The organism is Georgenia faecalis (assembly GCF_003710105.1).
GTDB classification, from domain to species: Bacteria; Actinomycetota; Actinomycetes; order Actinomycetales; family Actinomycetaceae; genus Georgenia_A; species Georgenia_A faecalis.
Map to the genome: position 1 here is coordinate 2,766,722 of NZ_CP033325.1, position 24,833 is coordinate 2,791,554.

Below are 24,833 nucleotides of genomic sequence, written 5' to 3' on the forward strand. Positions count from 1 at the left end.
CGGCGCGTTATGCCCGGCGGAGCACGGCGACGAGGAAGCCGGCGCCCTCGGTGTAGGGGCGCAGGTCCCACGTGGAGAGCAGCAGGTCCGGCACGAGCCCCCCGGCTCGCGCGTCCTCGAGGAACTCCTCGAAGTCGTACCCGCGCCCGGCGCCGAAGCCGATCGCCGCGCGGCCGTCCGGCCGGAGATGGCCGGCCATGCGGCGCAGCACCTCCCGGCGGGTGCTCGGGGCGAGGAAGGTCATGACGTTGCCGGCGCACAGGATGGCGTCGAAGCCCTCGGCGATGCCGCGCGCCGGCAGGTCGAGCTCGGCGAGGTCACCGACGAGCCATGTCGCGTCCGGGTGGTCCTGTCTCGCGGCGTCGATGAGCACCGGGTCGACGTCCACCCCGACGACGACGTGGCCGCGCCCCGCGAGGTACCCGCCGTGGCGTCCCGGCCCGCAGCCCGCGTCGAGGATGCGCGCCCCGCGCGGGACGAGCGCGTCGACGAGCCGGGCCTCCCCGACGAGGTCGGCGCCGGCGGCCGCCATCGCCCGGAATCGTTCGACGTACCAGGTGGAGTGCTCGGGGTTGGCCCGGGTCATCTCGGCCCACGTGCTCGGTTCGGTCATGGTGCTCATCCTGCCCGCCGTGGCGCTATCCACCCAGTCGCGCGGACAGCTCGGCGAAGGCATCAGTCACCACCTGGGCGTAGAGGTGCCCGCCGTCGATGTCCGGGTGGATCCCGTCCGACTGGAGCATGTGCGGGGCGGCGTCGATGGCCGCGTACCAGTCCGCGATGACGGCGTTGGGGTAGTCGGCCACCACCTGGGCCAGGGCCGCGTTGGCCTCGGGGATCCAGTGGCTGCCGCCGTAGAGGTTGACGACGACGACCATCCGCTCGGGCCCCAGGGCGTCGAGGGTGGCCCGCACCACCGCGGGCTCCCGGACGCCCGCGTTGGTGCCGAAGTCGAGGACGACCGCGCGGCGCACGGTCCCCTCCGCGACGGCGGCCTCCACCGCTGCCAGGCCGTCGGGCCACTGGCGGTTCGACAGCGCGTCGAGCGCGATGCCCGGGTAGGCCGCGGTGAGGCCGTGGGCGCTGGTCACCATGATGGAGTCGCCGAAGCCGGTGATCTCCTCCCCGGTGGGGACGCTCAGGTCGAGACCGGGGGCTTCCTCCGCGCGGGTGGGGGCGTCCGTCGCCGCCGCTGTCGCTCCGGACGCCGCGACGATCTCCTCCCCGTCCTCGATCTGCGCCTGCGTCTGGGAGGTGGTCGGGGCGGTCGCCAGCGCGACCGCGCTGCCGGCGAGGACGACCGCCCCGGCCCCGGCCACGACGCGGGCGCGGCGTGCGCCGGTCCCACGGACCGCCCGCAGCGCAGCACCGGCCGCACCGCGGAACCCGAGCTCACGCACGGGCAGCTCGAGGTAGCGGTAGGAGACGGCCGCCGCGGCGAGGGTGAGGACGAGGGCCAGGCCCCGGGTCGTCCAGCTCAGCGGGGAGTCGAAGGTGGTCGCCGGCAGCGCCTCGGTGAGCACGAGGAGGACCGGCCAGTGCCACAGGTAGATCCCGTAGGAGCGCTGGCCGACCCACTCGAGCGGGCGCAGGCGCAGCAGCCGCTGGTACGGGGTCCCCGGGCCGAGAAGGGCGGCCACGAGGACCGCCGTGAGCACGCTCGCCGCGAGGATGCCGCCGCGGAACGTCGCCGCATGGTCCTCGCCCAGGGCGAGCATGAGCCCGGCGAGCGCCGCGAGCGCCGCGATGGCCGCGAGCACCCGCAGCCGCCGCCAGACCGTGCGGTGCAGCCAGCTGCCCTCGTCCGCCCAGGAGAACGCGAGCGCGGCGCCGATCATGAGCCCGAAGAGGTGGGTGTCGGTGCCGTAGTACACCCGGGTCGCGTCCTCGCTCGGGGTGTGGAGCAGCGCCATCGCGGCGGCGGACAGCGCGGCGACGGCGAGGGTGACCCGGACCCGGGCGCGGGTGGTGGCGGTGAGCGCGACGAGCAGGACGAGGGCGACCGGCCACAGGAGGTAGAACTGCTCCTCCACCGCGAGGGACCAGAAGTTGACGAAGAGCTGCGGCGCGGTGCGCGTGAAGTAGCTGGAGCCGGCGCCGATCTCGAGCCAGTTGGTGGAGAACGTCAGCGCCCCGAGCGCCTGGCGGCGCGCGTTGACGAGCAGGTCCCCGCCCGCGAGGGCAGCGGCGCTCACGCCCACGACGACGACGGCGAGGAGGGCGGGCAGCAGGCGCCGGGCGCGGCGCAGCCAGAACCGCGGCAGGTGGAGCCGACCACGGGTGCGCAGCTCGCGCAGCAGGAGGGTGGTGATGAGGAAGCCGCTGACGACGAAGAAGACGTCGACGCCGAGGAACCCGCCGGGCAGCGTCGTCGGGCGCAGGTGGTAGACGAGCACGGCGAGCACGGCGAGCGCGCGCAGCCCGTCGAGGCCCTCGATCCACCCGGACGTCGCCCCCGGGCGCGCCGGGCGCGGCGCACCGCGCGGCGCCGTCGTGCCCGGGGCGGGGCGAGTTGCGACACCGGCGCTCATCGACAGCCCTCCGCTCGGGGGCAGGACCGGCGGCTCCGGCCCGCTCCTCGCAGGCTAGGCGCTGGCACCGACATCCCCCGGGAGGACGCGCGGCGACCTTCAGCGGGCGACGGGCAGGTCCGGGAACTCCCGCGCGATGACGGGGCTCGTCACCGCGCCGTCGCTGGTGAGGACGGCCGCCGCGAGCGCCGGGTCGCGCTCGCACGCCCCGCGCCAGCCGTGCTCGGCGAGAGCGAGGGCGTACGGCAGCGTGGCATTGGTGAGGGCCGCCGTCGCCGTCGCGGGCACGGCACCGGGCATGTTCGCCACGCAGTAGAACAGGGAGCTCGCCACCCGGTAGGTGGGGTCGCCGTGGGTCGTCGGGCGGGAGTCGGCGAAGCAGCCGCCCTGGTCGATCGCGATGTCGACGAGGACCGAGCCCGGGCGCATCTCCTCCACGAGGGAGTGCGGGACGAGGACGGGGGCACGCCGCCCCCGCACGAGGACCGCACCGACGACGAGGTCGGCCTCCCGCACCGCGTCCTCGATCGCCGCGGCGCTGGAGACGATGGTGCGCAGCCCGCCGCCGTAGAGCTCGTCGAGCTCGCGCAGGCGGTCGACGGCGAGGTCGAGGACGGTGACCCGGGCGCCCCACTGGAGGGCGAGCCGGGCCGCGTTCGCGCCCGCCCGGCCCGCCCCGAGGACGACGACGTCCGCGGACCGCACGCCGGGCACCCCGGCGAGGAGGACGCCCCGCCCGCCCATCGGCTCCATGAGGTGGTAGGCCCCCACCTGGACGGACAGCCGCCCGGCGATCTCGCTCATCGGGGCCAGGAGGGGCAGCGAGCCGTCGGGGAGCTCGACCATCTCGTAGGCCACCGCCGTCGTGCCGGCCGTGACGAGCGCCGCCGTGAGCTCGCCCGCCGCCGCGAGGTGGAAGTAGGTGAAGAGCACCTGGCCGGCGCGCAGGTGGTGGAGCTCCTGCGGCTGGGGCTCCTTGACCTTGAGGACGAGCTCCGCCCCCCAGGCGTCGTCCGCGGTGCCCAGGCGGGCCCCGGCGGCGGCGTAGGCCTGGTCCGGCACGCCCGAGCCGAGCCCCGCGCCCCGCTCGACGACGACGTCGTGCCCGCGCGCGACGAGCTCCCGCGCCCCGGAGGGCACCAGCGCGACCCGGTTCTCCTGGCTCTTGCGTTCCCGCGGCACACCCACGTGCATGGCGCCAGTATGCGCCGGACCCGCTCGCGCGGCCCGGTGAGGTGTCAGAGCTTGGTGACGGGCGAGTACCGCAGGAGGAGCCGCTTGACCTGGCCGCCGCCGAAGTCGATCTTCGCCACGGTCGACGCCGCCGCCCCCTCGATCCCGATGACCGTGCCGACGCCGTAGGAGTCGTGGGTGACCTTGTCCCCCACGTCGAGGTTGGGCACCGCCCCGGCCGGGCGCGGGGTGGCGGAACCGAACGTCGCCCCCGTGCTCTGGGTGTCGGCGAGGCGGGTGGTGCGCACGGCGCTGCTGCGCGCGCCGGAGCCGCCACCCTCCCCACGGGAACGGCCGCCCCAGCCCGAGCCCGAGCCGGAGCCCCACACCGAGCCGCCGGAGCGGAGCGTGTCGACGGAGGACGCCTCGCGGCGCCAGTCGAGGAGCTCGGCGGGGATGTCGGAGAGGAACCGGCTGGCCGGGAACTCCTGCGGCGCGCCCCAGGCGGTCCGCACGGCCGCGCGGGAGAGGTAGAGCCGCCGCTGCGCGCGGGTGAGCGCGACGTAGGCGAGCCGGCGCTCCTCCGCGAGCTCGTCCGGCTCGCGCAGGGAGCGCTGGTGCGGGAACGTCCCGTCCTCGAGCCCGGTGACGAAGACGACGGGGAACTCCAGGCCCTTGGCCGTGTGGACGGTCATGAGCGTGACCTGGCCCTGGTCCTCGGCGTCCCGGTCGGGGATCTGGTCGCTGTCCGCCACGAGCGCCACCCGCTCGAGGAAGTCCCCGAGGGTGCCCTCGGGGTCGCCCTCGCTGAACTCGGCGGCGACGGCGTGCAGCTCGGCGAGGTTCTCCACCCGGGAGGCGTCCTGGGGGTCGTCGCTGGCGCGCAGCTCGTCGAGGTAGCCGGAGCGGTCGAGGGCGGCGTCGAGGACCTCCGCGGGCGGGGCCCCGGACTCGGCGAGCTCGCGCAGGCCGCGCATGAGCTCGGCGAAGACCCGGACCTGCGTGCGGCCGCGGGTCGCGAGGCCGAGCACCTCCGGCGCCGTGCCGTCCGGCGCCGCGGCGTGCTCGATGGCCTCGCCGAAGGAGATCCGCTCGCGCTCGGCGTGCGCGCCGAGCATGGCCTCGGCCCGGTCCCCCAGGCCCCGCTTGGGGACGTTGAGGATGCGGCGCAGGTTGACGGCGTCGTCGGGGTTGGCCACGGCGCGCAGGTAGGCGAGGGCGTCCTTGATCTCGCGCCGCTCGTAGAAGCGCGTCCCGCCGACCACCTTGTAGGGGATGCCGACCCGGACGAGCACCTCCTCGAGGGCCCGCGACTGGGCGTTGGTGCGGTAGAACACGGCGACGTCACCCGGGCGCACGCCCTCGGTGTCCCCGAGGCGGTCGATCTCCTCGGCGATGAAGCGCGCCTCCTCGTGCTCGGAGTCCGCGACGTACCCCACCACCTGCGGGCCGGAGCCCGAGGCGGTCCACAGGTTCTTCGCCCGGCGGCCGGGGTTGCGGGAGATGACGGCGTTGGCGGCGGAGAGGATGGTCTGCGTCGAGCGGTAGTTCTGCTCGAGGAGGATCGTCGTCGCGTCCGGGTAGTCCGCCTCGAACTCGAGGATGTTGCGGATCGTCGCGCCGCGGAAGGCGTAGATGGACTGGTCGGCGTCGCCGACGACGGTGAGCTCACCCGGCGGCACGTTCCCGGCGGGGTCCGCCGTGGCCTCACCGGTGACGCCGGCCAGCTCGCGGATGAGGACGTACTGGGCGTGGTTGGTGTCCTGGTACTCGTCGACGAGGACATGGCGGAACCGGCGGCGGTAGTGCTCGGCGACGGCGGGGAACGCCTGGAGCAGGTTGACCGTCGTCATGATGAGGTCGTCGAAGTCGAGGGCGTGCGCCTGGCGCAGCCGCTCGTTGTAGCGCCGGTAGGCGCTGGCCAGGGCGGTGTCGAACGCGTTGGACTCGGAGACGGTCGCCGCGAAGTCCTCGGGGTCGACCAGCTCGTTCTTGAGGTCGGACACGCGCGCGGAGAGGACCTTCGGCGGGTACCGCTTGGGGTCGAGGTCGAGCTGGCGGCACACGAGCGTCATGAGGCGCTGGGAGTCCGCGGCGTCGTAGATGGAGAAGCTCGAGCGCAGCCCCAGCGTGGTGTGCTCGCGCCGCAGGATCCGGACGCAGGCCGAGTGGAACGTCGAGACCCACATGCTCCGGGCGGCGGGGCCGACGAGGTCGGCCACGCGCTCGCGCATCTCCCCCGCTGCCTTGTTGGTGAAGGTGATGGCGAGCACCTCGCCCGGGCGCGCCCGGCCGGTCGCCAGGAGGTAGGCGATGCGGTGGGTGAGCACCCGGGTCTTGCCCGAGCCGGCGCCGGCGACGATGAGCAGCGGCCCGCCGGCGTGGGAGACGGCGGCGCGCTGCTGCGGGTTGAGGCCCTCGAGGAGGGCCTCGGCGTCGGGCCGGGAGGCACCCGCGCGGCCGGGGTTCGCGGGCGCGCCGGACCCCGGCGCAGCGGCGGGCCCGTCGTCGTCGCGCGGGGGGACGGCGGTGGGCAGGGGCGTGGCCGCGTCGAGGGCCGGGAGGTGGTCGAACAAGGAGGTCATCGTGAGGTCCAGCGTAGGCGCTGGTACTGACACCGACGCCTCAGGTGCGCCACATCCCCAGGAACAGGGCGCCCGCGGCGACCAGCGCGCCGGCGAGCTCGATGAGGATGGACAGCCCGGTCGCCTTCATGGCGCGCCAGGTCGCCCGCCAGGCGTCGCCCTGCGCGCGCAGGCGCGCGCTCTCCATGAGGTAGACGCCGAGGACGAACCCCAGCGGCAGCCCCACCACGGGGACGACGAAGAAGCCGACGACGCCCACCACCGCCCCCACGACGATGGTCCGGTTGGGCACGCCGCCGCGGCCGAGGTACCGGCCGGCGACGTAGTACTTGGCCACTGCGGAGACGACGACGGCGAGGGTCGCCACGACGCCGACCGTCCAGCCGACGCCGCCGCCGGTGACCACCGCCCACACGAGGGCGGCCACGAGGACGATGAGGGCGCCGGGGATGACCTGGACGATCGCCCCGACGAGCCCGACGACGACCGCGAGGACGACGAGGCCCTCCTCGATCCCGCCCATCAGCGCCGCGCCTCGCCCGTCATGGGCGCCGACCTTAGCGCCACAGCACCGCGAGAGCGACGTTGACCGCGGTGAGCGCGGCGATGCTGCCGACCATGCCCGTGGTCACCCGCTCCTTGCGGCGGGACGCGACGACGACCAGCGCGGTGACGACGACGGCGATGACGAGCTTGACGCCGATCTTCACGTGGTTGAGGTCGTAGTCGAGCGGCCCGGAGGCCAGGCCGACGAGCAGCAGGCCGGTGACGAGCGCGGTGAGCGCACCGTGGAGGACACCCTTGGCGATCCGCGGGGGCCGCAGGTTCGTCAGCGTGCCGCCGAGGACGATCGCCCAGCCGATGAGGTGGAGCACGACGAGGACCGAGTAGAGGGTTGCCATGCGTCCAGCCTAGACGATGTTCCTGACACGCCGTCGTGAACCTCGCGGGGGCGCGGGGGCACTCGCGGGGCACGGGGTTCAGATGAGGCGGCGGGCGGCGGCCCAGCGGGTGAGCTCGTACCGCGAGGACAGCTGGAGCTTGCGCAGGACCGCGGAGACGTGGGTCTCCACCGTCTTGATCGAGATGAACAGCTCACCGGCCACCTCCCGGTAGGAGTAGCCGCGGGCGATGAGCCGCATGACCTCCTGCTCCCGGGCCGAGAGCCGGTCGAGCTCGCCGTCGGTGGTGGCGACGTCCGCCGCGCCGGTCCCGAAGGAGTCGAGGACGAACCCCGCCAGGCGCGGGGAGAACACGGCGTCCCCGCCGGCCACCCGGCGCACGGCGTCGGCCAGCTCGGCGGGCGTGATCGCCTTGGTGACGTAGCCCCGCGCGCCGGCCCGGATGACGCCGACGACGTCCTCGCTGGCGTCCGAGACGGACAGCGCGAGGAAGCGGGTGGGCAGACCGGCGCAGCCCGCGAGGACCTCCACCCCGCCGCCGCCGTTTCCGCCGGGCAGGTGCACGTCGAGGAGCACGACGTCCGGTGCGAGCGCCCGCACGGCCGCGACGGCGCTCGGGACGTCGTCGGCCTCGCCGACGACCTCGATGTCGGGCGCCTGCGCGGCCAGCTCGGTCCGCACGCCGGTGCGCACCATGGAGTGGTCGTCGACGACGACGACGCGGAAGTGCGGGGTCGCGGGCTCGCTCATGCCGTCATCCTCGCAGCCCGTCGTCCCTGCGCGGGCGGGCTCAGCCATGGGGCTCCGGTGGGAAGGCGTCGGGGCGCAGGAGGAGCCGGACCGCGGTCTCGCCGTCGACCTCGGCGAGGACGGTCACGCCCCGCTCCCCCTCGTCGGGGAGGGTCTCGCCGAAGAGAACCAGCGCGCGCCCGCCGGCCGGGTTGGTCGGCAGCGCCCGGGCCGGCCCGAGCGCCGCCGCGAGGGCGGCCAGGTCGACGGGTTCGGCGAGATCGAGGGTGAGCAGACCGTCGGCGTCGGTCGACGCGGTGGCGACCGGGTGCCCCGTCCCCGTGGCGGGCGGCACGATGCCGGCGCCACCCGCGGCGACCCGGCGGAAGACGGCGACGTCGTCGAGCAGCGTCACGGCAGGTCCTCCTCGGGCAGGACTCCGTGGGCGGGGCCACCCCCGGCGGCGGGCGGGGAACCGGCCGCCTCGTCGATCGTAGGTGGCGCCGGGCTGCCGCGCGTGATGCCCGCCCCGGCCGCCGGGGCGGTGGCCCACGCGTCGTTCTCCTCGGGGAGGTTGCGGTAGGCCTCGAACGCCGGGTCGAACCGGGCCTGGGCAGCCTCGAGCGCCACCCGGTTCGCCTCGCTCGGGTCCGCGTCGAACGCGGCCCGCGCGGCGTTGCGCGCGGCGGCGGCCGCCGTCGCCTCGGTGAGGACCCGCCCCCGCTCCTCGCTCCTCGCGCCGTAGACGCTGTCCCACCAGCCCTGTGCGACCACCGCGGGCATCGTCCCGCGCGGGAGCGGGGCCGCGCGGGCCGCCGCCGCGATCCGCGCCGGGATGCCGAGCTCGGTGGCGATGGCGCGGGCGGTGAGGCCCTGACCGGCCCGGAGCTGGGCCATCCGGAACCACTGCTCGGCGTGCCGGGCCTCGTGGTAGACCGTGTCCGCGACGTTCCGGGCGGCGTCGGCGGCGATCGAGGCCCCGCCGAGTGCGGCGTCGCCGATGAGCATCCGCCACGTCGGGAAGTCGAACGCGCCGGCGCTCACGCCGCTGGCGTCGGCGGCCGGGGTGACGGCCGGGACCCCGGCGGCGGCGAGCCGGGCGTTGACCCGCTCGACGAGCCGGTCCCGGCGGGCAGCCGGGCTCGCGAGCGCCGCCCACTCGTCGACGACGTCCGTCTGCACCTCCTCGCCGAACGCCTCGCCCTCGCCGTCGCTGTTGAGACCAGACGCGAAGATCCGGGGCAGGGTCCGCGGCCCCGCCTTGCCGTCGACGGCGAGCGCCGGGTCGCCCGCGCCGTCGGCGGCCTGCCAGTCGGCGACGGCGAGGACGAGCGCGTCGTCGGCACCGCCCGCGGCGGCCAGGCCGAGGGCCTCGCGGAGCTGGGTGAGGATCGCCGGCGTGTAGAGCCACGGCTGCGACGTGTAGTAGCGCCGGGCGTCCGCGACCGCTGCGGCGTCGAGCCGCGGCGCCTCCTGCACGGGGGCCTCCTCCGCGACGACGTCGACCTGGCGGGAGACGGCGACGAGGCCGGCGAGGGCGCGGTTGCCGGCGCCGGTGAGGAGGGCGAGGTCAGGCCCGACGGAGCCCGGGTGGAGCCCGACGGCGCGGGGCGGCGGCCCGGGCACCTCGGAGTGCGGCACCGGGCCACGGCCGGCGCGCCCGCGCGCGCCGTCGGGGTCCCGGCGGGCACGCGCGATCGGCACGGCGCCACGGTACGCCCGCGCCCGGTGCGTCGGTCTGCCCGGGAGGGCAGCCGTCGGGGCGGCGCACGTCGCGCCTCGACCCGGGGACCCACGGGGCTCCCTGCGCCACCTCAGGCCCGGCGGCGCCTCAGGCCCGGCGGCACCTCAGGCCCGGCGGCGCCTCAGGCCCGGGGGCGGGCGGGCGGCATGCTCAGGTGCACCTCCGTGCCCCCGGGCCCGGGCCGGCCGCTGCGGATCCGCACGGTGCCCCCGTGACGCTCGGTGCGCGCGACGATCGACTCCCGCACCCCGTGGCGGTCGGGCGGGACGGCGCCGGGGTCGAAACCGTCCCCGCGGTCGCGGACGAAGACCTCGGTGCCGGACGCCCCCGTCTCGACGTACAGCGAGATGGGCGCGCGGCCGTGGACGGCCGCGTTGGTCAGCGCCTCGCGGGTGGCGGCGAGCAGGACGTGCGTCCCCTCGTCCGGGGGTGCGTCGCCCGCGGTGACGACGTCGACGGCGACCCCGTGCACGTCCTCGATCTCCGCCGCGACGGCCCGCACGGCCGCGGCGACGGACGTCCCGGGCCGGGGCCGGTCGGCGTACAGCCACTCCCGCAGCTCACGTTCCTGGGCGCGCGCGAGGCGGGCCACCTGGTCGGAGTCGTCGGCGCGGGAGCGGATGAGGGAGAGCGTCTGGAGCACGGAGTCGTGGAGGTGGGCGGCGATGTCGGCGCGCTCCGCCTCCCTGGCCCGCGCCGCCCGCTCGGCGCCGAGGTCGCGCACGAGCCGCAGCCACAACGGGGCGAGCACGAGGGCGGCCCCGGCGAGGATCGCGGCGCCCGCCACGGTGCCGCCGACGAGCTCGGCGACGCCCTCTCCTCGCCCGAGGAGGAGCAGCGTGCCCACGAGGGCGAGGAGCAACCCCCCGACCACCCGCGCCGCCGCGGCACCGCGCCGGCGCCGGGTGCCCGGCGCCAGCGACGCGTCGAGCTGGCTCCACACCAGCCCGGCCCCGCCGACGGCGACGAGGACGGGCGCCAGCCACGGGTACGGGAGCGAGGTACCCGTGCGCCACAGGACGAGGAGCGCCGCGGCCAGCAGGAGCAGGAGGGCGAGGACGACGTCCCCCAGCGCCACGCCGCGGCTCGCCGTCCGCAGCCGCGGGGCGAGCCGGGCGGCGGTGGTCGGCCGGGCCTGCGCGGCGGCGTGCACCGGGTCACCCGGCGGGACGAGGAGCCACAGCCACAGGTACATTGCCGCACCCGCACCGAGCGCGAGCGTGGCGCCGACGAAGCCGAGACGCACCTGCCGGACCGGGAGGTCGAGGTGGGCCGCGACGCCCCGGCACACCCCGGCGAGGACGCGGCCGTCCGGCGGCCGGCGCAGCGGCAGCCGCGACGTCGTCGCACCCGGGAGGCTCACGCCCGCATCGTCACACGGTTCGGCGCCCACGGGGACCCCGGCGAGGGGTTTCCGGGGTGACCCCCGCCCAGGCGCTCCGCCGATCCAGGGGTCATTCAGGGGATCCCCCGATAGCCCCGCGGGCCGTCCACGCGGTTGGCTCGGACCATGAGCACCAGTCCCCCGCCCCCCACCCCGCCGGACGTCGGTGCCGGCTTCTTCGACTCGCTCCGGCGCCTGGGCGTGTGGCGGACCCAGGACCGCTGGGTCGGCGGCGTGGCGGCCGGCACCGCCGACCGCTGGGGGATCGACCCCGTCCTCGTGCGCGGCCTCCTCGTCGTGCTCACCCTCGTCTTCGGGGGCCTCGGCCTCGTCCTCTACGGCCTCGGCTGGCTCCTCCTGCCTGACGCGCGCGACGGGCGCATCCTCACCCAGGAGGCCCTGCGCGGCCGGGGCAGCGCGGCACTGGCGGGCGCCATCGCCCTCTTCGTCATCGGCATCTCCCGCCCGGGCTTCTGGTGGAGCTCCACCGGCGACGTCTGGGGCGGGCTGTGGGTGCTCGCGCTCGGCGGGCTCGCCGTCCTCGTCGTCGCCGTCGTGCGGGGCGGGCGGACGGACCCGCCGACGTACCCGCCCGGCCCGACCTACCCGGTCGGGGCCGCCTACCCGCCCGACGCCGCCTACCCCGCGGGCACCACCTACCCCCCCGACGTCGCCTACCCCGCAGGCACCACCTACCCGCCCGGCCCCGCCTACCCGGCGGGGACCACCTACCCGCCCGGCTCCTCGGCCAGTCCGAGCGTCGTCGACGACCGCATGACGACGGCGGGGACACCCGACACGCAGGCACCCGACACCGAACCGGCCGGCGACACAGCGGCGACCAGCGCGGGCCCGGCCACCGCCCCGCTCCCACCCGCGGGGCTGGGCGGCGGCGTCCCGGCCAGCGCGTACTGGGCGGGCGGACCGTCCGCGGACCGGCCCCCGGCCGGCGGGACGCCCCCTCTCCCCCCGCCGGTCCCGGGTCCCCCGCCGGTCCCCGGTCCGGGCCGCCGGACCGTCAGCGTCGTCCTCGCACTGTGCCTCATCACCGCCGCGGCCCTGCTGCTGGCCCATCGCGCCGGCGCCCTGGGCGGCGCCGTCGGCCTCGTCATCGGGGGCACCGTCCTCTCCCTGCTCGGCCTGGGCGTCATCGCCAGCGGGGTCCGCGGTCGCCGCCAGGGGGCGCTCGGGGGGCTCGCCCTCGTCCTCGCCATCGTCCTGGTACCGGCTGCCTCGGCCGTCGCGGTCCTCCCCGGCCTCGGCGCGATCAGCACCCTCGGTACCGGGTCCGCCCTCGTGGGCGAGCCGACGTTCCGGCCGGCGACCGGCCCGCAGGCCCGCGAGGGCTACGAGCTCGCCGCCGGGGAGCTCACCGTCGACCTCACCGACCTCGGACCCACCCGCGGCACGGTCGAGGTGCCGGTCGAGGTGGCCTTCGGCGTGGCGCGCGTCATCGTGCCCGCCGACGCCCGCGTCGAGGTCCGCGCGAGCGTCGCGGGGGGCGAGGTCATCGGCCGCTTCGACGGGGCCTGGTCCGCCGCCGGCGACACCCCGGTCTCGGACGTCACCCGGGGCGGGGACTCGCTCGTGAGCGGGACGGGCGTCGAGGTCGTCGTCGCCCAGGAGGGCATCCGCGCCGCGGACGGCCCGGACATCGTCGTCGAGGTCGAGGTCGGCTTCGGTCAGATCGTCATCGAGGAGCAGTCATGAGCAGCGAACACGTCCCGACGTCCCGGCCCCGCGGGGGCACCGTCGTGTGGGGGGTGCTCCTCACCCTCACCGGCCTGGCGGTTCTCGCCGTCGGGCTGGGGGTCGCCCTCGACGTCCAGGCGGTCCTCATCGTGCTGCTCGCCGTGGGCGGCGTCGGCATGCTCGTCAGCGCGCTCGTCCGGCGCCCCGAGGAGCCACCGCAGGACTGACGCCGGGACGACGAACGCCGCGGGTGGCTCACCCGCGGCGTTCGTCGTGCCACCGCCGAGCGGTGGTGTGCTGCATCAGTCGCGGGCGACGGCGTCCTCGTCGCGGCGCGCCGTGGCGTACGCAGGCGCCTCGGCGGCGTTGGCCAGGCGGGTGAGGGCGAGCCCGACGAGCCCGAGGATGAGGCCGAGGCCGATGACCAGGGCGGCGACGCCGTAGGCGACGACCGACGTGAAGAGCGAGGCCCGCAGGAACGAGGCGTTCATGATGGAGTTGCGCTGGGCCTGGAGCTCCTCGTGCTCGGGGGAGCCCTCCTCCACCTCACGCATGGCGTTGCCGAGCTCGGCGTAGGTGCGACCCTCGGTACCGGCGAGCGCGTGCTGGTTGATGATGTCGGCCTGGGCGTAGGCGGACAGCGGCCCGCGCACCTCGGCGCCGGCGAGGAAGTTCGCGTCCTCGGGGACGGTGATGTTCTCCGAGGCCAGCTGGTCGGACACCATGAACCAGGTGACGCCACCGGCGAGGACGAAGACGATGCCGGCGACGAGGGAGACGAGGCCGGCGATCTTGGCGAGGCCGGTGCCGGGGCGGGCAGTGCTCATGGGGGGAGGTCCTTTCACAGACAAAACGGGCAGCTGCGCTGCCGGTGACACGGGAGGAAGTGCCCGCGTTATTGATCTTGGCAGGCGGATACGTGCCGGTTTGGGGCCTTGGTCCCGGTTCGCCCGGTCCGCATCCCGGGCCACTGTCCCACAACTGCCGACAATGCGGTCTCGTGCGCCGTCGCGCGAGGGGGCCGAGCGCCCTCCGCCGGGTGGGACGATCCTGCCATGCGCATCCTCCACGTCAGCGACTGCTACCTGCCGCTGCTCGGCGGCATCGAGATGCAGGTGTCGCAGCTCGCAGCCCGCCAGCACGCCGCGGGCCACGACGTCCGGGTGCTCACCGCGACCCCCGCACGCCCGGGCGCGCGCGGGCGCAGCCGCGAGGACGACGGCGGCGTGGCCGTCCACCGGATGGCGGCCGCGATCCCCGGAGGCGCGCCGGTGCACCCCTGGCCGCGGGGCCACGCCCGACGGCTCCTCGCCTCCTTCCGCCCGGACGTCGTCCACCTCCACATCGGAGGCCTCACGCCGACGACGCAGGCGCTCATGCCCGTGGTCCGCGACCTCGGCATCCCCGCCGTCGTCACCGTCCACAGCGTCTGGGGACCGCTGGCCGTGGGCGCCTACGCGCTCGCCGAGCGGCTCGTGCGTTGGTCGCGCTGGGGCCTGGTGCTCTCGGGTGTGTCCGAGCTCGCGGCGGGCCACATCCGCCGGGCGGCGCCGGGGGCGCAGGTCCACGTGCTGCGCAACGGCGTCGACCCCGCGGACTGGCTGCGGGACCCGCTGCCGCGGCCCGCGGTCGTGCACGCCGTGAGCGCCGGCCGCTTCGCTCCGCGCAAGCGGATGCTGCCGCTCCTGGCGACGCTCCGCCGCGCCCGCGCGCTCCTGCCGCCCGACGCCGAGCTCGAGGTCACGCTCGCCGGTGCGGGGCCGCAGCTCGCGCGCGCGCAGGCCTACGTCGCGAGGCACGGCATGGACTGGGTGCACCTGCCCGGCCGGCGCACCCGCACCGAGCTCGTCGAGCTCTACCGCCGGGCCGACGTCTACCTCTCCCCCGGCGTGCGCGAGGCGTTCGGCATCGCCGTCTTCGAGGCCCGCGCCGCCGGGCTCGCGGTCGTCTCCCGCTCCCAGGCGGGCGCCGCCGAGCTCCTCGTCGACGGGACCGACGCGCTCCTCGCCGACGACGACGAGGCCATGGCGCGCGCGATCGCCCGGCTGGTCACCGACCGCGGGCTGCGCGAGGCGATGGTGGCGCACAACCGCGCCGTGCCGCCCGCCACCGCCTGGCCGGCCGTGCTGGCCGAGGCGGAGGCGCTCTACCGCCGGGCGGGGGCCTGAGGGCTCACTCCCACTCGATGGTGCCCGGCGGCTTGCTCGTGACGTCGAGGACGACGCGGTTGACCTCGGGGACGGAGTTGGTGATCCGGTTGGAGATCCGCGCGAGCACGTCGTACGGCACGCGCGACCAGTCCGCCGTCATGGCGTCCTCGCTGGAGACCGGGCGCAGGACGACCGGGTGGCCGTACGTCCGCCCGTCCCCCTGCACCCCGACCGAGCGGACGTCGGCGAGCAGGACCACCGGGCACTGCCAGATGTCCCGGTCCAGCCCGGCGGCCGTGAGCTCCTCGCGGGCGATGGCGTCGGCGGCGCGCAGGGTCTCCAGCCGGTCCGCGGTCACCTCGCCGATGATCCGGATGCCCAGGCCGGGGCCGGGGAACGGCTGGCGCCAGACGATGGCCTCCGGCACACCGAGCTCGAGCCCGACGGCGCGCACCTCGTCCTTGAACAGCGTGCGCAGCGGCTCGACGAGCTCGAACTGCAGGTCGTCCGGCAGCCCGCCCACGTTGTGGTGGGACTTGATGTTCGCGGCGCCCTCGCCACCACCGGACTCGACGACGTCCGGGTAGAGCGTGCCCTGGACGAGGAAGCGGACCTCGTCGCCGCCGGCCTCGGCGACGATCTCCCGGGCGGCCTGCTCGAAGACGCGGATGAACTCGCGCCCGATGATCTTGCGCTTGGTCTCGGGGTCGGTGACGCCCGCGAGCGCGTCGAGGAAGCGGTCCGCGGCGTCGACCACCCGCAGGTCCACGCCGGTAGCGGCGACGAAGTCCTGCTCGACCTGCTCGGCCTCCCCCGCGCGCAGCAGCCCGTGGTCGACGAACACGCAGGTGAGCTGGTCGCCGACGGCCTTCTGCACGAGCGCCGCGGCGACCGAGGAGTCGACGCCGCCGGAGAGCCCGCAGATGACGCGCGCGTCGCCCACCTGGGCGCGGATCGCCGCGACCTGCTCGGCGATGACGTTGCCCGGCGTCCACGTGGGCTCCAGGCCCGCGCCCTCGTAGAGGAAGCGCTCGAGGACCTTCTGGCCGAGGACGGAGTGCTTGACCTCGGGGTGCCACTGCACGCCGAAGAGCCGGCGCTCACGGTCCTCGAAGGCCGCGACCGGGGAGCCGGGCGACGTGGCGAGCACCTCGAAGCCCTCCGGGGGTGCCTGCACCGAGTCGCCGTGGCTCATCCACACGGTCTGCTGCGGGGGCGCGTCGGCGAGGAGGTCACCGGAGGCGGTGAGCTCGACGACGGTGGCGCCGTACTCGCGCGAGCCGGTGCGGGCGACCGTGCCGCCCAGCGCGCCGGCCATCGCCTGGAAGCCGTAGCAGATGCCGAGGACGGGCACCCCGGCCTCGAACAGCGCCGGGTCGACGGCGGGGGCGTTCTCGGCGTAGACCGACGCCGGCCCGCCGGAGAGGATCACCGCCGCCGGGTTCCTCGCCACGATCTCCGCCACGCCCAGCGTGTGCGGGACGACCTCGGAGTAGACGTGGGCCTCGCGCACGCGCCGGGCGATGAGCTGGGCGTACTGGGCGCCGTAGTCGACCACGAGCACGGGACGCGGGGTGGCGGCGAGCTCCGCCGTCGTGGGGCCGGACTGGGGACGAGGGTCTTCGCTCACGCGGACCAGGGTAGTCCGGTCCGCGTCAGACCCGGCGCGCGGCCGCGGCCTCGCCGCCGAACCGGGCGACGACGTCGGCGGCGAACCAGGACCGGGCCCGGTGCTCCATGACGAAGGAGAGGACCGGCACGACGCCGGCGGCCACGAGCGCCACCATCCGGCCCAGGCCCCACCGCATGACCGACCACAGGTTGAACACGGAGGCGACGTAGACGACGTAGATCCACCCGTGGACGAAGGGGATCCAGCCGATCGCGGCCTCGACGTCCGGGCCCACCCCGACGAGGTAGACGAGGACCATCTCGGCGACGAGGAGGAGCAGCATGACGCCCGTGACGAACGCCATCACCTGGTAGAACCGCCATGCCCCCTGGGCCTTGCGCTGCGTGCTCACGTCACACCTTCCTGCTCGGCGAACCCCCAGTCTCGCAGCGCGGTGCCCAGCGGCCGAAATCCGTTGGGACCCCGGCGGGCGCGCGCGTACCCTCGTTCCTCGTGCTCGACGTCCCCACCGGCCACCCCGGCCATCCCCCGCTCACCACTCCCCTGGCCCTGCTCGGCTGGGTGACGCGGCGCGGGACGCTCGTGCTCCTCGCCGCGGTGGCGCTCGCCACGATCCAGTCGCTGTGCGCCGCGGCGGTGCCCTACCTCCTCGGCCGCGCGCTCGACGCCGGCCTGGGCGACGGGCTCACCCGCCCGCTCCTCGTCGTCGTCGGGCTGCTCCTCGTCGTCGGCCTCATCGAGGCCCTCAGCTCGGCGCTCAGCCACGCCGGCGAGGTCGGGGCGTGGATGCACGGCACGTTCACCTCCTCCCGGCTCGTGGGCCACCACGTGACCCGGACCGGGTCGGCGATCGGCGCCGACCTGCCCACCGGCGAGGTCGTCTCCACGGTCGCCACCGACTCCTTCCACGTGGGCAACGCGCTGGAGATGCTGCCGCGGTTCGTCGGTGGCCTCGTCACCTACGTCGTCGTCGCCGTCGTGCTCCTGCGCCAGTCGCTCGAGCTCGGTCTCGTCGTGCTCATCGGGCTCCCCGTCGTGGCCGCGTGCCTCGCCCTCATCGTCCGGCCCCTCCACGCCCGCCAGCAGGCGCACCGCGAGGCGTCGGGACGGCTGGCCACCCTGGGCACCGACACCGTCGCCGGGCTGCGGATCCTGCGCGGCATCGGCGGCGAGGACGCGTTCGCCGTCCGCTACCGCGACCAGTCCCAGCGCGTGCGCCACGCCGGCGTCGGCGTGGCCGGGACCTCGGCCCTCCTCGAGGCCCTCCAGGTCCTGCTGCCGGGCCTCGTCGTCGTCGCCGTCGTCTGGTACGGCGCGCTCCTCGCGATGCGCGGGGAGATCACCCCCGGCGAGCTCGTCACCTTCTACGGGTACACCGCGTTCCTCGCCCAGCCGCTGCGTTGGGCCACCCAGTTCCTCACCTACTTCACCCGCGCCCGCGTCGCGGCCCGCAAGATCATCACCGTCCTGTCGGTCGAGCCGGGGGCCGGGAGCATCGCCGAGTCCGAGGCGGCCGACGCCCGCCCCGCGAGGTCCGGCAGGGCGCGCACCGCGGCCGAGCTCGTCGACGAGGCGACCGGCGTCCACATCCGCCCCGGCACCCTCACCGCCCTCGTCGCCGAGCACCCGGAGGCCGCCGCGGCGCTCGCCGTGCGCCTGGGCCGCTTCGACGACGCCGCCGAGACGCCCGTCCACCTCGACGGCGTGCCCCTGCGCGAGCTGCCGGTGGCGGAGGTCCGCGAGCGCGTCGTCGTCGCGGGGGCCAGCCCGCAGCTGTTCACCGGCACCCTGCGCGAGGGCCTCGACGCCCGCGGCACCGCCGTCGTCGACGACGACCTGCTCCGCGCGCTCGACGTCGCCGACGCCCACGACGTCCTCGACTCGATGCCGGAGCGCCTCGACGGCGAGATCACCGAGAAGGGCCGCTCCCTCTCCGGCGGGCAGCGCCAGCGGGTGGCTCTGGCCCGCGCCCTGCTCACCGACGCCGAGGCGCTCGTCCTCGTCGAGCCGACGAGCGCAGTCGACGCCCACACCGAGTCGCGGATCGCCGCCCGGCTCGCCCACGAGCGGCGCGGGCGGACGACGGTCGTCGTCACCTCCTCCCCCCTCGTGCTCGAGCACGCCGACGAGGTGGTGCTCCTCGCCGACGGGCGGGAGCGGACCCGCGGGACCCACCGCGACCTCCTCGCCCGCGCCGCGGCCGGCGACGCGGACGCCCGCGCCTACCACGACGTCGTCGGGCGGGCGCACGCCGACGACGACGGCGCCCCGGTGCCCGCCCACCACGCCGCCACGAAGGACCACTGATGCAGCTGCCCGTCGCCGACGCCCGCACGGTCCGCCGCTTCAGCGGGCGCCTCCTGCGCGACTACCGCGCGCGCCTGACCGCCGTCGTCGGCCTCCAGGGCCTGGCGGCCGTGGCGTCCCTCGCCGTGCCCTGGGTGCTCGGCGGGCTCGTCGACGACGTCGCCACGGGGACCACCGCGCGCCACGTCAACACCATGGCCGGCGTCCTCATCGGCGCCGTGCTCGCCCAGACGGTCCTCACCCGGTACGCCCACCGCAGCGCCATGATCCTCGGCGAGGAGATCTTCGCCGTCCTGCGCGAGCAGTTCCTCAGCACGGTCACGCACCTGCCGCTGTCCACCGTGGAGCGGGCCGGGACGGGCGACCTGCTCGGCCGCACGACGAACGACGTCGACCGCGTGCAGTGGGTCGTGCGCTTCGGCGTCCCGCGCGTGCTCGTCACGCTGACGACGATCCTGCTCACCCTGGGGGCGGCGTTCCTCGCCTCCCCGCTCACCGCGCTCGCGCTCGGCGTCGGCATCCCCGTCCTCCTCGTCGCCACCCGCTGGTACCTGCGCCTCGCGCCGCCCGCCTACCGCGCCAACGCCGAGGCGTACGCCGAGCTCAACGGCGTGCTCACCGAGTCCGTCGAGCACGCCGAGACGGTCGACGCGCTGGGCCTGGGGCGCCGTCGCCGCGAGCGCACCGACGAGGCAATCGGCCGCACCTGGCAGACGGAGATGCGCACCCTGAAGATGCGGGTGCACCTGTTCTTCTGGCTGGGCATCTCCTTCGCGCTGCCCGTCGCCGCCGTCGTCCTGTGGGGCACCTGGCTCGTCACGCGGGACCTCGTCACGGTCGGCGCGGTCACCACCGTGGCGCTCTACGCCGTCCAGGTGCGCCACCCCGTGAGCGAGCTGCTCATGTGGATCGACGAGATCCAGGTCGCCAGCGCGAGCCTGGCCCGGATCATCGGCGTCGACCTCGTCGAGCCGGACCGCCAGGCCACCGGCCGCCACGCGCAGGGGTCGGACATCGTCGCGCACGGCGTGCGCTACGCCTACCGCGCCGGCGAGGACGTCCTCCACGGCATCGACCTCGAGCTCGTGCCCGGCGAGCGGCTCGCCGTCGTCGGGCCCTCGGGGGCGGGCAAGTCCACCCTCGGGCGCATGCTCGCCGGGATCCACCCCCCGACCGGCGGCTCAGTGACCGTGGGCGGCGTCCCGCTCGTCGACCTGCCGGAGGAGGAGCTGCGCTCGCACGTCGCGCTCGTCACCCAGGAGCACCACGTCTTCGTCGGCTCGCTCGCCGACAACCTCCGGCTCGCGCGGGCGGACGCCAGCGACGCGGACCTCGAGCGGGCGCTGGCCACCGTCGACGCGCTCGACTGGGCCCGGGCGCTGCCCGAGGGCCTGGACACCGCGGTGGGCTCGGGCGGGGCGCACCTGTCCCCCGCCCAGGCGCAGCAGCTCGCGCTCGCCCGGCTCGTCCTTCTCGACCCGCACACGCTCGTCCTCGACGAGGCGACGTCGCTGCTCGACCCGCGGGCGGCCCGGCACCTCGAGCGCTCGCTCTCCGCCGTCCTCACCGGCCGGACCGTCGTCGCCATCGCCCACCGGCTGCACACCGCGCACGACGCCGACCGCGTCGCCGTCGTCGAGGACGGGCGGATCGTCGAGATCGGGCCGCACGCAGAGCTGGTCGCCGCGGGCGGGGAGTACGCGGCGCTGTGGCACTCCTGGCAGCAGGAGTAGGGCGCCCCCACCTCCGCACGCTCGCGGCCGGCGCCCCGCCCCTCCCCCGGGGCTCGGGGCTCGGCGCTCGGGCTCGGGGCTCGGGCTCGGGGCTCGGGGCTCGGGGCTCGGGGCTAGCGAGCCGGGCGGTCGGCGGCAGCGCCCGGGTCCGACCGGCCGTCCGTCCCCACGGCGAGCACCGGCCGCCGCTCGTCGCTGCCGGCCGGTGTCTCGACGGCGCCGCCGGGCGCCGGTCCGGTGCCCGGGTCCTGCGGCGCGGCGGCCCCGCCGTCCCCGGCCGCCACGGCGGCCGCGCGGTCCCGCGCGTCGTGGACGTCGTCGCGCAGGACCCGCCACCACATGAAGACCGCGAAGGCGGCGAACGCCCACCACTCGAAGGCGTAGGCGAGGCTCTGCAGGTTGAGCCCCGGCTCGACGCCGGCGCTCGGCGCGGGCGCCGGCTCCATGCCCTCCTGGGCGGGGATCTCGAGGACCAGGTAGCCGCTGAACATCGGCCCGCCCCACAGGTTGGTCAGCTGGCCCGGGCTGATCGACCCGAGCTGCCCGGGCGGGAGCACGTCGCTGGAGACGGCCTCCGGCCCGTTGAGCAGCCCTGTCACCTCCACGACACCGGAAGGCGGGTCCGGCACGACGACGTCGGCGAGCCCGTCCACCCGTGGCCCGCCCGTCTCGAGCCGGGTCGCGGCGAGGTCGGCCGCCGGGATCCAGCCCCGCAGGACGGGCAGGATCGCGCCGTCGTGCGGGCCCTGCGTCACGTGCAGGGCGGTGACGACCATGACGGCGTCCACCCCGCCGACCTCCCGGCCCGGGACGAGCACCTGCTGCTCGGCGTCGAACTCGCCCGTGACGGCGACGCGGCGCGCCACCTCGTCCGCGGTCATCGCCGTCTGCGGGGCGAACACCTCCGCGATCGGCACGGGATCCGCCGCCAGGCGCTCGGCGCGCTCCACCTGGGCGGCCTCCTGCGCGCGGAAGCCCGCCCGGTCCAGCTGCCACATGCCCAGCCGGACGAACGCACCGCCGACGACGAGGACGAGGACGAGCAGCCCGACGAGGTGCGGCCGGCCGGCGGCCCGGAGCCAGTCGCGCGGCCCCTCGCCCGGGCGCAGCGCGCGGCGCGGACGCCGCCCGCGGCCGGAGTCGCCGGGCGCCGTGCCGGTCCCCCGCACGCCGGTCCCGCCGGGTCGGTCGGCGCCCCCGGTCCCGTCCGCGCCCGCAGGTCCGTCGGGGTGGCCGGGTCCGTCGGGGCCGGGGTCTCCGAGGCCGAGGTCCGCGGTGGAGTGGCCCGGGGTCGGGGCGGCGGGAGCCGAGCTGGCCCACCAGGCCACGGAGGCGGCGTCCGACACCGGTGCCGACGACGACGCAGGTCCCGGCGACGCGGGTGCCGGCGACGGCTCGGGCGCACGGACGGGCGCCCTCGCGCTCTCCGGCGCGGCGCCCGGCGTCACGCGGTCGTCCACACGGTCCAGGGTACGTCGCGGCCCTGCGCGACCCGCCCGCGACGGCGGCCCCCACGTACCGGCCGGACCCGGCACCGCGCCGGAACTGGTGGGATGGTGTGGCCCGCGGCACACCTCACCCGGGCCTTGTGCCCCATCTGTCGGACCACCTGTCGGTGGAGACTGTGACGCGTGCGGGAGAACCGGTTCACCATCGCGGCCACGGCTGCGCGTCCTCCTGTGGACGGCGCTCGCCCGCGGGACCAGGCTGGGACCGACCGGATCCCCAGCGTGAGGAGCTCGTCATGAGCACCGTTCCCACCGCATGGCGCCCCCGCCCGTCCGCCGAGCCGGACGAGGCCGTCCTCAACACCGTCGACGCCTGGTGGCGCGCGGCGAACTACCTCTCTGTCGGGCAGATCTACCTCCTCGACAACCCGCTCCTGCGCCGGCCCCTCATGCGGGACGACATCAAGCGGCGCCTCCTCGGCCACTGGGGCACCACCCCGGGCCTCAACTTCCTCTACGCCCACATGACCCGGGCGATCAAGGACCGCGGCCAGCCCACCCTCTTCGTCACCGGCCCCGGCCACGGCGGCCCGGCCAACGTCGCCAACGCCTACCTCGAGGGCACCTACAGCGAGCTGTACTCCGACGTCACCGAGGACGAGGAGGGCATGCGGCGGCTGTTCAAGCAGTTCTCCTTCCCCGGCGGCATCCCCTCGCACGCCGCCCCGGAGACGCCCGGGTCCATCCACGAGGGCGGCGAGCTGGGCTACGCGCTCTCCCACGCCTACGGCGCGGCCTTCGACAACCCGGACCTGCTCGTCTTCGCCGTCGTCGGCGACGGCGAGGCGGAGACCGGTCCGCTCGCCACGAGCTGGCACTCGAACAAGTTCGTCAACCCCGCGCAGGACGGCGTCGTCCTGCCCGTGCTCCACCTCAACGGGTACAAGATCGCCAACCCGACCGTGCTCGACCGCATCGGTGAGGAGGAGCTCACCGCGCTCATGCGCGGCTACGGGCACGAGCCCTACTTCTTCACCGGCGGGTTCGACGGCGAGGACCACCTCGCCGCCCACGCCCGGTTCGCGGCCCTGCTCGACGACGTCCTCGACCGGATCGCCGAGATCAAGGAGCAGGCCGCCCGCACGCCGCAGGACGAGCTGGAGCGGCCCCGCTGGCCGATGATCGTCTTCCGCACGCCCAAGGGCTGGACCTGCCCGCCCGAGATCGACGGGCAGAAGACCGAGGGGTCCTGGCGCGCCCACCAGGTGCCCCTCGCGAGTGCCCGGGACACCCCCGAGCACCAGGCCGTGCTCGAGGGCTGGCTGCGCTCCTACGACGCCGGGGAGCTCTTCGACGATGCCGGCCGCCTCCGCGAGGACATCGCCGCCCTGGCGCCCGAGGGTGAGCTGCGGATGAGCGCCACGCCGTACGCCAACGGCGGGCTCCTCCTCAAGGACCTCCGCCTGCCCGACTTCCGCGAGTTCGGGGTCCAGGTGCGCGTCCCCGGGGAGACCATCAAGGAGCCCACCCGCGTGCTGGGCGAGTGGCTGCGCGAGGTGGTGCGGCGCAACCCCACGAACTTCCGCCTCTTCGCGCCCGACGAGTTCGCCTCCAACCGCCTGCAGGCGGTCTTCGACGTCACCGGGAAGCAGTGGGACGCGGAGTACGTCGACCCGTCGGTGGACCAGAACCTCGTGCGCGCCGGGCGCGTCATGGAGATGCTCTCGGAGCACCAGTGCCAGGGATGGCTCGAGGGGTACCTCCTCACCGGCCGGCACGGGCTGTTCACCTCCTACGAGGCGTTCATCCACATCGTCGACTCGATGTTCAACCAGCACGCCAAGTGGCTCGACGCCACCAACGACATCGCCTGGCGGCGCCCCGTCGCCTCCCTCAACTACCTCCTCAGCTCGCACGTGTGGCGCCAGGACCACAACGGCTTCTCCCACCAGGACCCCGGTTTCATCGACGTCGTCGTCAACAAGAAGGCGAACGTCATCCGGGTCTACCTGCCGCCGGACGCCAACACCCTGCTCGCCACCTACGACCACTGCCTGCGCTCGCGCCAGTACGTCAACGTCGTCGTGGCCGGCAAGCAGCCCAACCCCGTCTACCTCACCGTCGACGAGGCGGTCGCGCACTGCACCCGCGGGCTGGGCATCTGGGAGTGGGCCGGCAGCGAGGTGGAGGGCAGCGAGCCCGACGTCGTCCTCGCCTGCGCCGGCGACATCCCCACGATGGAGACGCTCGCCGCGGCCGACCTGCTGCGCCGGCACGTCCCGGGCCTCAAGGTCCGCGTCATCAACGTCGTCGACCTCATGCGCCTGCAGGACGCCCGCGAGCACCCCCACGGGCTCACCGACGCCGAGTTCGACCTCACCTTCACCACGGACAAGCCGGTGATCTTCGCCTACCACGGCTACCCCTGGCTCATCCACCGCCTCACCTACCGCCGCCACGGGCACTCGAACATCCATGTGCGAGGGTTCAAGGAGGAGGGCACGACGACGACGCCGTTCGACATGGTCATGCTCAACGACCTCGACCGGTTCCACCTCGTCATGGACGTCATCGACCGGGTGCCGTCCCTGAAGTCCCGCTACGCGGGGCTGCACCAGCGCATGTCGGACAAGCGTCTGGAGGCGCGGGAGTACACCCGGCAGTACGGCGTCGACCTGCCGGAGGTCGCCGACTGGGTCTGGCCCGACGCCGGGCAGACGGCCACGGAGGCCGCCGGACCCATGCGGGACAGCACCGGCGGGGACAACGAGTAGCACCGCAGCACCGCAGCACGCACGCACGCACGCACGCACGCAACGCAC

At 75.6% G+C, this 24,833-nt stretch carries 20 protein-coding genes; 6 read left to right on the plus strand and 14 right to left on the minus strand.

Annotated elements, in window-relative coordinates:
* Positions 1–7 precede the first annotated feature (7 nt).
* From EBO36_RS12110 to EBO36_RS12155, 10 genes are all read right to left on the minus strand, one after another.
* Positions 8–613 (minus strand): class I SAM-dependent methyltransferase, encoded by a 606-nt coding sequence (locus tag EBO36_RS12110; protein WP_164471465.1) that lies wholly within the window; start codon positions 611–613, stop codon positions 8–10.
* Positions 614–638: 25 nt separating this feature from the next.
* Complete coding sequence (locus EBO36_RS12115) at positions 639–2,531, minus strand: acyltransferase family protein (RefSeq protein WP_122824847.1); 1,893 nt, start codon at positions 2,529–2,531, stop codon at positions 639–641.
* Positions 2,532–2,630: 99 nt separating this feature from the next.
* Positions 2,631–3,725 carry an alanine dehydrogenase gene (gene ald, locus EBO36_RS12120; RefSeq protein ID WP_122824848.1) on the minus strand — a complete coding sequence of 365 codons (1,095 nt, stop codon included), beginning with the start codon at positions 3,723–3,725 and terminating at the stop codon, positions 2,631–2,633.
* A gap of 44 nt (positions 3,726–3,769) precedes the next feature.
* Complete coding sequence (gene pcrA, locus EBO36_RS12125; protein ID WP_122824849.1) at positions 3,770–6,289, minus strand: DNA helicase PcrA; 2,520 nt, start codon at positions 6,287–6,289, stop codon at positions 3,770–3,772.
* Positions 6,290–6,329: 40 nt separating this feature from the next.
* The gene (locus tag EBO36_RS12130) at positions 6,330–6,812 is read right to left on the minus strand and encodes a DUF456 domain-containing protein (protein ID WP_122824850.1); all 483 of its coding nucleotides are present in this window, start codon (positions 6,810–6,812) and stop codon (positions 6,330–6,332) included.
* A 34-nt stretch (positions 6,813–6,846) separates the two neighbouring features.
* A complete protein-coding gene (locus tag EBO36_RS12135) occupies positions 6,847–7,191 on the minus strand; it encodes a hypothetical protein (RefSeq protein ID WP_122824851.1) in 345 nt (114 codons plus the stop codon).
* A gap of 78 nt (positions 7,192–7,269) precedes the next feature.
* Positions 7,270–7,941, minus strand: a complete 672-nt coding sequence (locus tag EBO36_RS12140) for a LuxR C-terminal-related transcriptional regulator (protein ID WP_122824852.1) — start codon at positions 7,939–7,941, stop codon at positions 7,270–7,272.
* Between the two features lie 40 nt (positions 7,942–7,981).
* The gene (locus EBO36_RS12145) at positions 7,982–8,335 is read right to left on the minus strand and encodes a hypothetical protein (protein WP_122824853.1); all 354 of its coding nucleotides are present in this window, start codon (positions 8,333–8,335) and stop codon (positions 7,982–7,984) included.
* On the minus strand, positions 8,332–9,624 hold the full coding sequence (locus tag EBO36_RS12150) for a hypothetical protein (protein WP_122824854.1): 1,293 nt from the start codon (positions 9,622–9,624) through the stop codon (positions 8,332–8,334). Before EBO36_RS12150 ends, EBO36_RS12145 begins: the two co-directional genes overlap by 4 nt.
* 161 nt (positions 9,625–9,785) lie before the next feature.
* Positions 9,786–11,027 carry an ATP-binding protein gene (locus EBO36_RS12155; RefSeq protein WP_122824855.1) on the minus strand — a complete coding sequence of 414 codons (1,242 nt, stop codon included), beginning with the start codon at positions 11,025–11,027 and terminating at the stop codon, positions 9,786–9,788.
* 147 nt (positions 11,028–11,174) lie between these two features.
* Between EBO36_RS12155 and EBO36_RS12160 the strand changes: the two genes are divergently transcribed.
* Both EBO36_RS12160 and EBO36_RS12165 read left to right on the plus strand, forming a co-directional pair.
* Positions 11,175–12,758, plus strand: a complete 1,584-nt coding sequence (locus EBO36_RS12160) for a PspC domain-containing protein (protein WP_122824856.1) — start codon at positions 11,175–11,177, stop codon at positions 12,756–12,758.
* Positions 12,755–12,967 carry a hypothetical protein gene (locus EBO36_RS12165; protein ID WP_122824857.1) on the plus strand — a complete coding sequence of 71 codons (213 nt, stop codon included), beginning with the start codon at positions 12,755–12,757 and terminating at the stop codon, positions 12,965–12,967. The genes EBO36_RS12160 and EBO36_RS12165 overlap by 4 nt, the downstream gene beginning before the upstream one ends.
* Positions 12,968–13,042: 75 nt before the next feature.
* On the opposite strand, the gene EBO36_RS12170 is transcribed toward EBO36_RS12165, so the two are convergent.
* Entirely contained in the window at positions 13,043–13,567 is a 525-nt protein-coding gene (locus EBO36_RS12170; protein WP_122824858.1) for an aromatic ring-opening dioxygenase LigA, read from the minus strand.
* 228 nt (positions 13,568–13,795) lie between these two features.
* Here EBO36_RS12170 and EBO36_RS12175 point away from each other — a divergent pair, with 228 nt between their 5' ends.
* Complete coding sequence (locus EBO36_RS12175; RefSeq protein WP_122824859.1) at positions 13,796–14,908, plus strand: glycosyltransferase family 4 protein; 1,113 nt, start codon at positions 13,796–13,798, stop codon at positions 14,906–14,908.
* A gap of 4 nt (positions 14,909–14,912) precedes the next feature.
* Here EBO36_RS12175 and guaA read toward each other — a convergent pair whose 3' ends face one another.
* Together guaA and EBO36_RS12185 are read right to left on the minus strand one after the other, a co-directional pair.
* A complete protein-coding gene (guaA, locus tag EBO36_RS12180) occupies positions 14,913–16,520 on the minus strand; it encodes a glutamine-hydrolyzing GMP synthase (protein ID WP_387966752.1) in 1,608 nt (535 codons plus the stop codon).
* A gap of 25 nt (positions 16,521–16,545) precedes the next feature.
* Positions 16,546–16,914 carry a DUF3817 domain-containing protein gene (locus EBO36_RS12185; protein ID WP_244925280.1) on the minus strand — a complete coding sequence of 123 codons (369 nt, stop codon included), beginning with the start codon at positions 16,912–16,914 and terminating at the stop codon, positions 16,546–16,548.
* Positions 16,915–17,015: 101 nt separating this feature from the next.
* On the opposite strand from EBO36_RS12185, the gene EBO36_RS12190 reads away from it, so the two are divergent.
* Together EBO36_RS12190 and EBO36_RS12195 are read left to right on the plus strand one after the other, a co-directional pair.
* Positions 17,016–18,830, plus strand: a complete 1,815-nt coding sequence (locus EBO36_RS12190; protein ID WP_244925281.1) for an ABC transporter transmembrane domain-containing protein — start codon at positions 17,016–17,018, stop codon at positions 18,828–18,830.
* Positions 18,830–20,563 carry an ABC transporter ATP-binding protein gene (locus EBO36_RS12195; protein WP_122824862.1) on the plus strand — a complete coding sequence of 578 codons (1,734 nt, stop codon included), beginning with the start codon at positions 18,830–18,832 and terminating at the stop codon, positions 20,561–20,563. The genes EBO36_RS12190 and EBO36_RS12195 overlap by 1 nt, the downstream gene beginning before the upstream one ends.
* Before the next feature lie 113 nt (positions 20,564–20,676).
* Here the strand turns inward: EBO36_RS12195 and EBO36_RS12200 are convergent, their stop codons facing one another.
* Positions 20,677–22,023 (minus strand): SURF1 family protein, encoded by a 1,347-nt coding sequence (locus tag EBO36_RS12200; protein WP_164471466.1) that lies wholly within the window; start codon positions 22,021–22,023, stop codon positions 20,677–20,679.
* Between the two features lie 284 nt (positions 22,024–22,307).
* Between EBO36_RS12200 and EBO36_RS12205 the strand changes: the two genes are divergently transcribed.
* Positions 22,308–24,785, plus strand: coding sequence for a phosphoketolase family protein (locus EBO36_RS12205; RefSeq protein WP_122824864.1), 2,478 nt, complete (start codon positions 22,308–22,310; stop codon positions 24,783–24,785).
* Positions 24,786–24,833 lie beyond the last annotated feature (48 nt).

What these genes read in the sequence shown, in the direction of transcription:
- EBO36_RS12195 (WP_122824862.1), top strand. Translation starts at nt 18,830, where the DNA reads ATGCAGCTGCCCGTCGCCGACGCCCGCACGGTCCGCCGCTTCAGCGGG.
- EBO36_RS12205 (WP_122824864.1), top strand. Translation starts at nt 22,308, where the DNA reads ATGAGCACCGTTCCCACCGCATGGCGCCCCCGCCCGTCCGCCGAGCCG.
- EBO36_RS12175 (WP_122824859.1), top strand. Translation starts at nt 13,796, where the DNA reads ATGCGCATCCTCCACGTCAGCGACTGCTACCTGCCGCTGCTCGGCGGC.
- EBO36_RS12160 (WP_122824856.1), top strand. Translation starts at nt 11,175, where the DNA reads ATGAGCACCAGTCCCCCGCCCCCCACCCCGCCGGACGTCGGTGCCGGC.
- ald (WP_122824848.1), bottom strand. Translation starts at nt 3,725, where the DNA reads ATGCACGTGGGTGTGCCGCGGGAACGCAAGAGCCAGGAGAACCGGGTC.
- EBO36_RS12135 (WP_122824851.1), bottom strand. Translation starts at nt 7,191, where the DNA reads ATGGCAACCCTCTACTCGGTCCTCGTCGTGCTCCACCTCATCGGCTGG.
- EBO36_RS12170 (WP_122824858.1), bottom strand. Translation starts at nt 13,567, where the DNA reads ATGAGCACTGCCCGCCCCGGCACCGGCCTCGCCAAGATCGCCGGCCTC.
- pcrA (WP_122824849.1), bottom strand. Translation starts at nt 6,289, where the DNA reads ATGACCTCCTTGTTCGACCACCTCCCGGCCCTCGACGCGGCCACGCCC.
- EBO36_RS12110 (WP_164471465.1), bottom strand. Translation starts at nt 613, where the DNA reads ATGACCGAACCGAGCACGTGGGCCGAGATGACCCGGGCCAACCCCGAG.
- EBO36_RS12165 (WP_122824857.1), top strand. Translation starts at nt 12,755, where the DNA reads ATGAGCAGCGAACACGTCCCGACGTCCCGGCCCCGCGGGGGCACCGTC.
- EBO36_RS12140 (WP_122824852.1), bottom strand. Translation starts at nt 7,941, where the DNA reads ATGAGCGAGCCCGCGACCCCGCACTTCCGCGTCGTCGTCGTCGACGAC.
- EBO36_RS12115 (WP_122824847.1), bottom strand. Translation starts at nt 2,531, where the DNA reads ATGAGCGCCGGTGTCGCAACTCGCCCCGCCCCGGGCACGACGGCGCCG.
- EBO36_RS12130 (WP_122824850.1), bottom strand. Translation starts at nt 6,812, where the DNA reads ATGGGCGGGATCGAGGAGGGCCTCGTCGTCCTCGCGGTCGTCGTCGGG.